The organism is Sphingomonas sp. Ant20 (genome assembly GCF_000783375.1).
In the GTDB taxonomy this organism is placed as follows: Bacteria; Pseudomonadota; Alphaproteobacteria; order Sphingomonadales; family Sphingomonadaceae; genus Sphingomonas; species Sphingomonas aerolata.
In genome coordinates, this window is record NZ_JRVI01000077.1 from 1 (window position 1) to 9724 (window position 9724).

General features: G+C 66.4%; 11 protein-coding genes, 1 tRNA gene and 2 pseudogenes. 4 read left to right on the forward strand and 10 right to left on the reverse strand.

Annotation, left to right across the window (positions count from 1 at the left end; translation table 11 throughout):
• From NI18_RS26995 to NI18_RS11465, 5 genes are all read right to left on the reverse strand, one after another.
• The coding region (locus tag NI18_RS26995; RefSeq protein ID WP_306286384.1) for a PAS domain-containing sensor histidine kinase at nt 1-651 on the reverse strand (651 nt) is incomplete at its 3' end.
• A complete protein-coding gene (locus tag NI18_RS27000; protein ID WP_306286385.1) occupies nt 648-1133 on the reverse strand; it encodes a PAS domain-containing protein in 486 nt (161 codons plus the stop codon). The genes NI18_RS26995 and NI18_RS27000, both read right to left, overlap by 4 nt.
• A 91-nt stretch (nt 1134-1224) precedes the next feature.
• Nucleotides 1225-1800, reverse strand: coding sequence for a GNAT family N-acetyltransferase (locus NI18_RS11455; RefSeq protein WP_084215166.1), 576 nt, complete (start codon nt 1798-1800; stop codon nt 1225-1227).
• Nucleotides 1801-1963: 163 nt separating this feature from the next.
• Nucleotides 1964-2038 (reverse strand) — tRNA-Glu (locus tag NI18_RS11460).
• Nucleotides 2039-2151: 113 nt separating this feature from the next.
• Nucleotides 2152-3525: a 3-deoxy-7-phosphoheptulonate synthase class II gene (locus NI18_RS11465; RefSeq protein ID WP_031441317.1), complete on the reverse strand. Its 1374-nt coding sequence runs from the start codon at nt 3523-3525 to the stop codon at nt 2152-2154.
• Between the two features lie 209 nt (nt 3526-3734).
• Between NI18_RS11465 and NI18_RS25060 the strand changes: the two genes are divergently transcribed.
• A complete protein-coding gene (locus NI18_RS25060) occupies nt 3735-3890 on the forward strand; it encodes a hypothetical protein (RefSeq protein WP_162235368.1) in 156 nt (51 codons plus the stop codon).
• A gap of 37 nt (nt 3891-3927) precedes the next feature.
• On the opposite strand, the gene NI18_RS11470 is transcribed toward NI18_RS25060, so the two are convergent.
• Nucleotides 3928-4866 (reverse strand): D-2-hydroxyacid dehydrogenase, encoded by a 939-nt coding sequence (locus NI18_RS11470; RefSeq protein ID WP_037529986.1) that lies wholly within the window; start codon nt 4864-4866, stop codon nt 3928-3930.
• Nucleotides 4867-4927: 61 nt separating this feature from the next.
• Nucleotides 4928-6393 (reverse strand): annotated as a pseudogene (gene cysS, locus NI18_RS11475) (cysteine--tRNA ligase).
• Between the two features lie 186 nt (nt 6394-6579).
• Between cysS and rpsU the strand changes: the two are divergent.
• Nucleotides 6580-6786, forward strand: coding sequence for a 30S ribosomal protein S21 (rpsU, locus tag NI18_RS11480; RefSeq protein ID WP_031394635.1), 207 nt, complete (start codon nt 6580-6582; stop codon nt 6784-6786).
• 133 nt (nt 6787-6919) lie between these two features.
• Nucleotides 6920-7489 (forward strand): FKBP-type peptidyl-prolyl cis-trans isomerase, encoded by a 570-nt coding sequence (locus NI18_RS11485; protein ID WP_031394634.1) that lies wholly within the window; start codon nt 6920-6922, stop codon nt 7487-7489.
• A 443-nt stretch (nt 7490-7932) separates the two neighbouring features.
• On the opposite strand, the gene NI18_RS11490 is transcribed toward NI18_RS11485, so the two are convergent.
• From NI18_RS11490 to NI18_RS28005, 3 genes are all read right to left on the reverse strand, one after another.
• On the reverse strand, nt 7933-8178 hold the full coding sequence (locus NI18_RS11490; RefSeq protein ID WP_031394633.1) for a hypothetical protein: 246 nt from the start codon (nt 8176-8178) through the stop codon (nt 7933-7935).
• Nucleotides 8179-8347: 169 nt separating this feature from the next.
• A complete protein-coding gene (locus tag NI18_RS11495; protein ID WP_347574846.1) occupies nt 8348-8881 on the reverse strand; it encodes a serine/threonine protein phosphatase in 534 nt (177 codons plus the stop codon).
• Complete coding sequence (locus NI18_RS28005; RefSeq protein WP_347574847.1) at nt 8773-9147, reverse strand: metallophosphoesterase; 375 nt, start codon at nt 9145-9147, stop codon at nt 8773-8775. Before NI18_RS28005 ends, NI18_RS11495 begins: the two co-directional genes overlap by 109 nt.
• A 92-nt stretch (nt 9148-9239) precedes the next feature.
• Here NI18_RS28005 and NI18_RS11500 point away from each other — a divergent pair.
• Nucleotides 9240-9724, forward strand: a pseudogene (locus NI18_RS11500) (peptidase M48 family protein); the annotation flags it as partial.

The window sequence follows — 9724 nt, forward strand, 5'->3', positions numbered from 1 at the left end:
ACCGATCGTGCCGGCGCGCAGCGACTGCGCCGCCGCGAGCTCGAGCGCCTCGGCGATCTCCGCCAGCAGCGGCGACGGCGCGTCGCCGATCATGTCCCGCGTCGCCTCCAGATAATTGGCGATCGCGGTCAGCGGCTGGTTGATCTCATGCGCGAGCGTCGATGCCATCGTGCCCATCGCGCTGACCCGCGAGACGTGGACCAGCTCGGCCTGCAGCTCCTTCAGCCGGCGCTCGGTCGCCTGGCGCTGGCTGATGTCGCGGATGAAGCCGGTGAAGATCCGCTCGCCCGCGATCGACGCCTCGCCGACCGCGAGTTCGATCGGAAAGACCTCGCCATTCTTGCGCAGCCCGTGTTCGAGCCGGACATTGCCGATGACATGCCGCACCCCGGTCCGCCGGTAGGTGTGCAGATGCGCGTCATGCGCAGCGGCATTCGCGGGCGGCATCAGCATCGCGACGTTGCGGCCGATCACCTCGTCCGTTTCATAGCCGAAGACGAGCGCGGCGGCGGCGCTGAACGATACGATGACGCCGTGTTCGTTCATTACGATCATCGCATCGGGGACGGTGTTCAGGATCGAGCGCAGATGATGTTCGCGCCGCAGGATCGCGGCCTCCGCCGCCTTCTCGTCGGTGATGTCACGGATCACCTTGCCAAAGCCGCGCAGCGCGCCCGCGCGTCGTGCAGCGCGGTGATCGTCACGCTCGCGAGAAATTCCGATCCGTCCTTGCGGACCCGCCAGCTTTCCTCCTCGATCCGGCCACCGGCATGCGCGCGCTCGAGATCGGCGCGCGGCTTGCCCGCCGCGACGTCTTCGGCCGGGTAGAAGATCGCGGCATCGCGGCCGATGATCTCGGCCTCGGTCCATCCCTTGATCCGCTCGGCGCCCCGGTTCCAGATCGTCACCCGCCCCTGCGGGTCGAGCATGTAGATCGCATAGGTCGTCGCCGCGTCGATCAGCAGGCCGAGTTCCTCCGCCAGCACGGCAGGACGTCCGGCAGCCGCGTCGCCCATGTCGGACGGATGCGCGATCATGCGGGTGGGGCGGCCGGTCGGGCTGGGCGCGTGCGGTTCATCGGGCTCTGAGCCTTGTCCGGCGGTCGGGTCCGATACGCCGGCGGCCAAGATCATGGTCGCCGGTACGGGGCCGGCCTGCATGATAGACCAGAACCGCCGCACCGGCCACCGCCGGCCGATCGCATGCCGCTGTGACCAGAACGGGTCAGGCGGGCGGCGATGCCAGCGTCAGTCGCAGGATCATCGCCGAGGGATCGCCAGGGCAGGGGGCGGCCGTCCAGCCGCGCTCGCGCTCCATGTCGATCGCCTGGTGATTGTCGCGGCTCTCGATCGATTCGAGCGTGCGGAGGCCCTTGGCCCGCGCGAACATCGCGACGTGATCGAGCAGGACCCAGCTGATCCCGCGCCGCTTGAAATCGCTGCGGATCGCGACCGCGACCTCCGCGCGCAGCCCGTCGTCATCGCCGACCAGCATCGCGGTCGCGAGGATTTTGCCGCTGCCGATCTCGCAGGCAAGGAAATGCTCGCTATGCTCGTGATCGACTCGCAGCAGCGCGAGCAGCTGCTCGTGCCCGACATGGTTGATCGCGCTGAGGAACCGGAAGCGCAAATCCTCCTTGCCGACATGCGTGAAGAAGTCAGCCAGCGCCGCCTCGTCATCCGGCGTGATCGGGCGGACGTGAAACGCGTAGCCGGTCCGGGTCGTCAGATCCGCGCTCCAGTCGGTGGCCGGCGCGGGGAGGGTATCTGGCGAATCGGTGTTGCGGGCGGCATCGGCCATGCTGGCATCCTTCCACGGGGTGCACGCCCTCGAAAATGAGGACGGCCCCGGGTAGCGCCCGCTCGCCCGTCGCTGCACCGTCGGGAAACACGTAGCGACACGGTTGCCGCACACACGAATGCCGCGGTGTACTACGTCCCAGCGATGTCGGAATGGGTAGACTTGGTGACCCCTACGAGAATCGAACTCGTGCTTACGCCGTGAGAGGGCGTCGTCCTAACCGCTAGACGAAGGGGCCGTGTAGTCGAGCCGCGCTCCTACGGAAGCGGGGCGCGGGCGTCAAGGCGGTGCGGCGGCAAAATCGCGCGAGGTGCACGTTTTGCCGCCGGATCGTCTTGGCGGTCGTCGTCGTCAGGCAGCGACCTTCTTGCGCTCGGCCATTTCGGCGTTGAGCATTTCGGCCAGAAGAAACGCCATCTCAAGGCTTTGGCTGGCGTTCAGGCGCGGATCGCAATGCGTGTGATACCGGTCCGCCAGGCTCTGCTCGGTGACGTCGACCGCGCCGCCGGTGCATTCGGTGACGTTCTGCCCGGTCATCTCGATATGGATGCCGCCGGCATGCGTGCCCTCGGCGCGGTGCACCGCGAAGAAGCCGCGGACCTCGGCGAGGATGCGCTCGAACGGGCGTGTCTTGTAGCCATTGGCCGCCTTGACGACGTTGCCGTGCATCGGGTCGCACGACCAGACGACGGGATGCCCCGCGCGGGTCACCGCACGGACAAGCTTGGGCAGCGCGGCCTCGATCGAATCATAGCCATAGCGCGTGATCAGCGTCATCCGGCCGGGAATGCGCGCGGGATTGAGCGTGTCGAGCATCCGCAGCAACGCATCCGGCTCGAGGCTCGGACCGCATTTGATGCCGATCGGATTGCCGATGCCGCGCAGATATTCGACATGGCTCGACCCCTCGAATCGCGTCCGGTCGCCGATCCACAGGAAATGCGCGCTCGTGTCGTACCAGTCGCCGGTCAGCGAATCCTGCCGGGTCAGCGCCTGCTCATATTGCAGCAGCAACGCCTCGTGGCTGGTGTAGAAATTGGTTTGAGCGAGCTGTGGCACGGTTTCCGGATCGATTCCGCAGGCCGCCATGAACTCGAGCGCCTCGCCGATCCGGTCCGCCGTCTCGGCATATTTCTTCGACCAGGGGCTGCGGCCCATGAAGTCGTGCGTCCAGCGATGCACCTGATGCAGGTTGGCATACCCGCCCTGCGCGAAGGCGCGGAGCAGGTTGAGCGTCGCCGCCGACTGCGAATAGGCGCGGATCATCCGCTGCGGATCGGGCGCGCGCGACTCGGCCGTGAAGGCGATGTCGTTGACGTTGTCGCCGCGATAGCTCGGCAGCTCGACGCCGCCGATCGTCTCGGTATTGGCCGAGCGCGGCTTGGCGAACTGGCCCGCCATGCGGCCGAGCTTCACGACCGGCAGCTTGGACGCGAAGGTCAGCACGACCGCCATCTGCAGGATGACGCGGAAGGTATCGCGGATGTTGTTCGCGCTGTGCTCGGCAAAGCTCTCGGCGCAGTCGCCGCCCTGGAGCAGGAACGCCTTGCCTGCCGCAACCTCGGCGAGACTCGCGGTCAGGTTGCGCGCCTCGCCGGCGAAGACGAGCGGCGGAAACGTCGCAAGCTGTGCGGTCGCGGCGTCGAGCGCGCCAGCGTCGGGATACGAGGGGAGCTGGCGGGCTTCGTGCGTGGTCCAGCTGTCGGGGGCCCAGTTCGCGGCCATAATTGTTCGTCCGATTGGTGAATTCGAGGCGCGGCCATGCGCCGAATCGGCTTTTGGCGCAATCAAGTAAAGCTTGCAGGCGGACGAGTACCGAACCCAGGGCTTGGCTGATCGCAGCGATCCGGTCGGTCGCGGGGTTGCCCGAGATTGTATAGAAAGCGCTTCTCAATGTCGGGCAGGTTTGGCACAGGGCGATGATGGATCTTCCCTTGCGAATTATCATTGCATTTTCGATCGTTGGCGTCGGTGTCGCGATCGGCGTGCCCGTCCTGATCATGATGATGAAGCGCCGCCGTCGCGACAAGCGCCGCCGTCGCGGGATCAAGGACTATAACAGCCCGAACAACGGCACCGCGCGCAGCTGATCGTGCGACCGCCGGTGCCTGCCACCGACGCTATCGTTCAATAGCCCGCGCCGAGATCGGCGACGTTTCGCATCGCAGACCCCGCGCGGTACGCCTGCAGATTGTCGAGGAACAGCGCCGCCCCGCGCTGGAACATCCTGGTCTGGCTGCGACCTGACAGATGCATCGTCAGGATCGTGTTCGGCGCGGACCATAAGGGGTGATCAGCGGGCAACGGTTCGGGGTGCGTCGGATCGAGGAACGCCCCGCCAATCTGTCCCGAACGCAAGGCGGCGAGCAACGCCTCGTCATCGATCATGTCGCCGCGCGCGATGTTGATCAGCCAGCCGCTGTCCTTCATCGCGGCAAGCTCGCCGCTGCCGATCAGCGTCTTGGTCGCATCGGTCGAGGGCGCGGCCAGCACTACCCAGTCGAACTCCCCGAGACGGTCGCGCCAGGCATCGGGCGTGAGCGTCGCGTCGCGCCCGGTCCGGGTCACGCCGGTGACGTCGACGCCAAAGGCCGCGAGCCGATCGCCGATCATCGCGCCGATCGTGCCATAGCCAATGACCAGCGCGCGCGTGTCGGCAAGCTCGATCTTGCCCGGCGCGTCCTTCAGCCAGACATGTTCGGCCTGCGCGCGGAGGACGGTGTCGAGGCGCTTGGCGGCGACGAGTATCCCCATCACCGCATATTCGGCGACCGCGACCGCGTTGATGCCCGCACCGTTGGTCAGGATCACGCCCCGGTCGTGCAGCCATGCAAGGGGGAAGGCGTCGAGTCCCGCATAGATGGTCGACACCCATTTCAGCTGCGGCCCGGCGGCGCGAATCGCGTCCGCCACCAGGTGAGTCGGCTGCATGTCGACCCAGGCGATGTCCGCATCGGCGATCGCCGCATTCGCCTCGCCCGGCGTTGCAAACCATTCGACGTCGAGATCGGATGGCAGATGCGGTTCGAGCAGCGGACGGGCGGCGGCGGGGAGGACGGCTTTCATCCCCGCCTCTGTACCGCGCTTCGGGTGCGACGCCAAAGCGCGGAGTCGTCTCCGCCGCCAATCAGCTGATCCGCCAGTCCCAGCCGAGCGGATCACCGTCCATCACCTCGACCCCGGCGCTGGCGAGGTTGTCGCGGATCGCGTCCGACCGAAGGAAGTCCTTCGCGGCCCGCGCGGCGCGGCGCTCGGCAAGGCGTTCGTCGACGGCTGCGGCGTCGAGCGTGGCCGAGGCCGGGCGGACGCGCAGATCCTCGCGGCGCAGGGCTGCGAGATCGAGTCCCAGCACCGCATCGAAATCGGCCAGCGCGGCGAGTCGGTCGGCGGGCGACAGTCGCTTGTCCGCGAGCAGTTCGTCGAGGACCGGCAGGGCGCGCGGCGTCGCAAGGTCGTCGCAGACCGCGATGTCGAGTCGATCGCGGTAGCGGCGAGCAGCGCGCGGACGGCGTCGGTCGCGGGTTTGGCGGGATCGCTCGCCGAATTGCCTGGGGCCGCCCGGTCGCGCAACGCCTGCACGGTGAGTGCCAGCCGCTTCAGCCGCGTCGCCGCCGCCGCCAGATTGTCCCAGGAGAATTCCAGCTCGCTGCGATACTGCGCCTGCAGGCACATCAGCCGATAGGCGAGGGGGTGGAAACCGCGATCGATAAGCGTCTGGAGCGTCGTGAACTCCCCGCCGGATTTCGACATCTTTCCCGAGCGTTCGACCAGGAAGTTGTTGTGCATCCACAGGTTCGCGCCGGTATCCGCGCAGCCGCAACGCGCCTGATTCTGCGCAATCTCGTTCGGGTGGTGGATCTCGCGGTGGTCGATGCCGCCGGTGTGGATGTCGAACCGCGGCCCCAGATATTTCTGGCTCATCACCGAGCATTCGAGATGCCAGCCAGGCGCACCGCGTCCCCAGGGCGAGTCCCACTCCATCTGGCGCATCTCGCCCGGGGCCGATGTCCGCCAGATCGCGAAATCCTGCGGGTGGCGCTTGCCCGCGACCGGATCGATCCGGCTCTCTCCGGCATCGTCGTTTGACCGGGCGAGCCGGCCATAATCCGGGACCGTGCTGGTATCGAAATACAGGCCGTCCTCGAGCACGTAGCAATGCTCCGGCGCGATGGCCTCGGCAAAGGCGATCATCTCCGCGATATGGTCGGTCGCGAGCGGGAAGCGCGTCGGCGTGCGGATGTGGAGGTCGATCAGGTTGCGTTTGAAGGCTTCGGTGTAATGTCTTGCGATCGCCCAGATATCCTGCCCGCTGGCGCGCGCGGCGGCCTCCATCTTGTCGTCGCCCGCATCGGCATCCGAGGTCAGGTGGCCGACATCGGTGATGTTGACGATGTGCGTTAGCCCAAAGCCCTTCCACGTCAGCGTCCGCGACAGCGTGTCCGTGAAGACATAGGCACGCAGATTGCCGATATGGGCATAGTTGTAGACGGTCGGTCCGCAGGAATAGAGCCCGACATTGGCGGGATCGATCGGCGCAAACGGCTCGAGCCGGCGCGTCAGGCTGTTATACAGGGTCAGGGCATGCGTGGTCATGCGCGGCTCTTAGCGCTGGCTTGGCAGGCCCGCAAACCGCCTCCCGACGTGAACCCCGACACGGACCGGGCGGGTTTGGCTTGAAACAGCGGGCACACGCTGTTAGGGGCTCCCGTTCATGCGGCGCGGACTTGTTCGCGACGGCACTATCCATTCGTATCTATTCGACCGGAGCTTAACGGGTTTATGCAAATCATCGTCCGCGACAACAACGTCGACCAGGCCCTTCGCGCGCTCAAGAAGAAGCTGCAGCGTGAAGGTGTGTATCGCGAGATGAAGTTGCGCCGCCACTACGAGAAGCCGTCGGAAAAGCGCGCTCGTGAGCGTGCGGCTGCGATCCGTCGTTCGCGCAAGCTCGAGCGCAAGCGCGCCGAGCGCGACGGCGCACGCTAAGCTTCGCCTGCAGTAGGAACCCTCGGCTGCACGCGTAGCCAGGGTTTTGGGGGCCGCGTCACCGCGGCTCCGATTACGAATTCTACGGCACGCGCGGCGCTCCGGCGTGACCAGATGACCCGGGGTTTGTCCGATGTCGACCGTCACCGCCGTTCCGCTGCAGCCGACCAAGCGCAGCTATCTGATCTATCTGTGGCTGGGCATCGCGCTCGCGCTGATTGGGGCCGTCGCGCTTGCGCGCCAGGGTGACGATCCGCTGACCCGCAACGGGCGCGCCAAGGGCGTCGTCACGACCGCGTCGGGCCTCCAGTACAAGATTCTGACGCCGGGCAAGCCCGGTGCCGCCAAGCCGACCGATGCCGATGTCGCGCTGGTGAATTACGAGGGCAAGCTCCTCAACGGCACCACCTTCGACAAGTCGCAGCAGCCGACGCCGCTGCCCGTCACGGGTGTGGTTCCCGGCTTCTCCGAAGCGCTCAAGCTGATGCCAAAGGGCGGCAAGTACCGCTTCTGGCTGAAGCCTTCGCTCGGCTATGGCGACAAGGCCAGCGGACCGATCCCGGCCAACTCGACGCTCGTGTTCGACGTCGAACTGCTCGACTTCCTGCCGCAGAGCGTCGTCCAGCAGATGCAGGCGCAGCAGCAGATGCAGATGCAGCAGGGTGCGCCGGGCGCCGGCGGCGCGGTACCGCAGCCGCGCTGATCGCCTCGTCGGGCGGTTCGCCGCCCGACCCGCCGGACTCGGCACCATGATACAGGGCCGTCCGTGACTGATCGTCGCGGGCGGCCTTGTTATGTCGGCGTGACGCGGATCATGCAGGGTTCGGCCGACGCGCCCGGTGACGCCTCGGGTCATCTCGCGCCCGCCTGCCTTGGCCAAGGGTGGGTGCGCCGCGTCAGGGGTCAAACACCATCCGGCATTAGAGCGGCATGGTGGATCATGCTCGACCGCCGGAATTCCTGTGCAGGCCTCAGTCCCGCGGATCGTCGCAATCTATCGTCGATCCCGGTGGCACGCGGTGGCTTGCGCAGCGGTGCAAGACGGGGAGGGGCGCTGGAGTTTCGCCGCATCCGCCCCGGACCCATCTGCGGCAGACAAAAAAATAGCGGCCCGAAGACCGCTATTTTCCAGAACTGAGCCTAGGCTTAGTTGCTGTCGCTGTCGTCGTCGTTATCGGCAACGATAACGATGCCGCCGACAACGGCTGCTGCTGCGAGGACTGCAACGATAACGCCGCCGCCTGCAACCTTGTTCTTCTTCGCGGTAACCGAACCGGCGCGAGCCGACTTCGAGACCGAAAGGCTTGCTGCCGAATTAACCGGTGCTGCCATGGCCGGAGCAACTGCCATCGTGGCTGCTGCTGCGGTCAGGAGATACTTCCCAAGACGCATGATGAACTCCCTTTGTGCTCGTCGCGTAGGTCTTTGGCACGAAACCTGACCTTGCGCAACCGAGGTAACTGGAACGGTACGGAAGAGTTCCATACTGTTGCGAGCGGGCAACATGCCCTGATCGCCCTGGGGGTATACCCTATTGTAGTAAGACGAGAAGGCATAGTTTTCAGGATTCGAGAGAATTTTCCGACGAGCCGGGGCGGGGTGCCGTCTGCAACGTCCATGTGCGATCGCCCTCGATTCCCAGCGCAGTCAGCCGACCGGTCGCATAGGCGCCCGTATCTATGCCGATACGATGCGCCATCGTCTGGACCTCTTCGATCACCGTGTGGCCATGGACGATCATCTTGTCGAGCGGGCTGCGATGATCGAGAAAAGGATCGCGAATCCAACGCAGATCCGAACCGCGCTGGTCTGCGAGCGGCGTTCCCGGACGGACGCCCGCATGCACGAACGCATAGTCGCCGATCGTGATCAGATCCTCGAAGCCCGCCAGGAACGCGCGATGCGCCTCGGGTACGAGCTGCGCGAGACGCTGCACCAGCTCCTCGTAATCGAGCCGCTCATATTCCGCCGCATCCATGCCATAGCTCAGCACCGTCTCGCGACCGCCGATCCGGCAGAAGAGGCGTAGCGCCTTGGGCTCGCCGTCGAGCGCGCCGAGGAAGATCTCCTCGTGATTGCCCTGCAGGAAGCGCACGTCGCGCGCGCCGCGGCATAGCCGATCAACCGATCGATCACCGCGGCCGAGCCCGGACCCCGATCGACGATATCGCCCAGGAAGATGACCGTCGTCTCCGCCGCACCGCGCGCCGCATCGTCCGCGTCGATCTGCGCGATCAGATCGTCGAGCAGATCGGCACAGCCATGGATGTCGCCGACCGCATAGACGCGCCGGCCTTCAGGGATCGAGCAGGACCGGCCCGCGGATCGCGGGGCCTTGGACCGAAAGAATCTTGAAATCATAAAGTCTATATCCGTTGGCACCGCACATAGAGGCTCGGGCGCGCCGTCGCAACGCGGCGCGGTTCGTCGACTCCTGCGCGAGGGTGGATGGCGTGCGGCTGAAAGCCGTCTATCAGGGCTGCATGTCGATCGTCATGCGTCTCCTGCCCGCAGTCCTGCTAAGCGCAGGTGCGGCCTCCGCGGTTCCGCCGCCGTCCGTCTCCCTCGCCGGCACCACCGCCGCCCCGGCTGCAGCACCCGCGGAGGCCCCGCCCAGGGCATTCTTCGAAGCACTGCGCGCCGCGGATCTGCGGCTGGCGACGATCGGATACCGACTGACCTCCGCCAATGCGGCGTTGTGCGATCGTCTTCAGCCGCAGATCGGCATGCCGATCCATGCGCTCAACCAATATAGTGCGGAGGCCAGGCCGAATGCGATCGGCGTGTTCGGGTTCGAAACGCTGCTGGGGGTCGAGGCGGTGGTCGCCGACGGACCGGCCGCGCGCGCAGGCGTCCGGTCGGGGGATTCGATCCAGCTGCTCGCGGGCAAGCGGCAACCCGGGATCGGTGCCGCGGACACCGCGGAAACCCCCCCCCG

What these genes read in the sequence shown, in the direction of transcription:
- NI18_RS27000 (WP_306286385.1), bottom strand. Translation starts at nt 1,133, where the DNA reads ATGATCTTGGCCGCCGGCGTATCGGACCCGACCGCCGGACAAGGCTCA.
- NI18_RS11455 (WP_084215166.1), bottom strand. Translation starts at nt 1,800, where the DNA reads ATGGCCGATGCCGCCCGCAACACCGATTCGCCAGATACCCTCCCCGCG.
- NI18_RS11465 (WP_031441317.1), bottom strand. Translation starts at nt 3,525, where the DNA reads ATGGCCGCGAACTGGGCCCCCGACAGCTGGACCACGCACGAAGCCCGC.
- NI18_RS11470 (WP_037529986.1), bottom strand. Translation starts at nt 4,866, where the DNA reads ATGAAAGCCGTCCTCCCCGCCGCCGCCCGTCCGCTGCTCGAACCGCAT.
- rpsU (WP_031394635.1), top strand. Translation starts at nt 6,580, where the DNA reads ATGCAAATCATCGTCCGCGACAACAACGTCGACCAGGCCCTTCGCGCG.
- NI18_RS11485 (WP_031394634.1), top strand. Translation starts at nt 6,920, where the DNA reads ATGTCGACCGTCACCGCCGTTCCGCTGCAGCCGACCAAGCGCAGCTAT.
- NI18_RS11490 (WP_031394633.1), bottom strand. Translation starts at nt 8,178, where the DNA reads ATGCGTCTTGGGAAGTATCTCCTGACCGCAGCAGCAGCCACGATGGCA.
- NI18_RS28005 (WP_347574847.1), bottom strand. Translation starts at nt 9,147, where the DNA reads ATGATTTCAAGATTCTTTCGGTCCAAGGCCCCGCGATCCGCGGGCCGG.